The organism is Synechococcus sp. OH2 (assembly GCF_047462155.1).
In the GTDB taxonomy this organism is placed as follows: domain Bacteria; phylum Cyanobacteriota; class Cyanobacteriia; order Thermostichales; family Thermostichaceae; genus Thermostichus.
Window position 1 is genome coordinate 1 of record NZ_JANSIR010000061.1, and the last position, 657, is coordinate 657.

Annotated in this window: 1 pseudogene; it reads left to right on the plus strand. The window is 64.4% G+C overall.

Features of this window, described 5'->3' with window-relative positions:
* Window positions 1-657, plus strand: a pseudogene (locus NW835_RS05045) (peptidase M3); the annotation flags it as partial.

The window sequence follows — 657 nt, forward strand, 5'->3', positions numbered from 1 at the left end:
TGCTGCGCCCCTTTCGCCAGTTTTTGTGTGGCCTCTTCCAGCAGCGGGGTCATCAACAGGCGGAGCCTCTGGAGCGCCTGCTCCACCAGCAGCGCCTGGCCGGACGCTTGGCCTGGCGGCAGTTGTGGCAAGTCACCCTCGCCTCCCTCCCTGGCCAGGGCCTGGGGCTCCCTCAACCCCAGTCGGCGGAAACGCTTACCCACCTGCAGAGCCTGCAAACCCATCCCAGCGCCGAGATCCGCTGGGCGGCCTACCAGCGGTTGGGCCAACACTTGGAAGCCCATGCAGAGCTGGGGGGATTTATTCTCAGCATCCTCATTCGCGACCACCTCTGGGAGGCCCAGTGGCGGGGCTACGATTCTGCCGTCGATCTGTACCTGGCTCGCCACGGCCTCGGCCAGACCTTTTGGGAGCATCTGCTAGACGGGATCCACGATCGCTTTGACCTGTTCCAGCGCTACTACCGCCTAAAAAGCCGCGCCCTGAGCCGTTCCATCCGTACCTGCGACCTCTATGCCCCTTGGGGAGATCCGGCTCCTCCCCTCACTGCCGCCGAGGCCACCTTCCTGGTCTGGTCTGCTTTGCAGGAGTTCTGCCCCGAGTGCGCTGCCCAAGCCAAGCCCTGGCTGCCGGAAATTACCTCCCAACTGGAAGCAA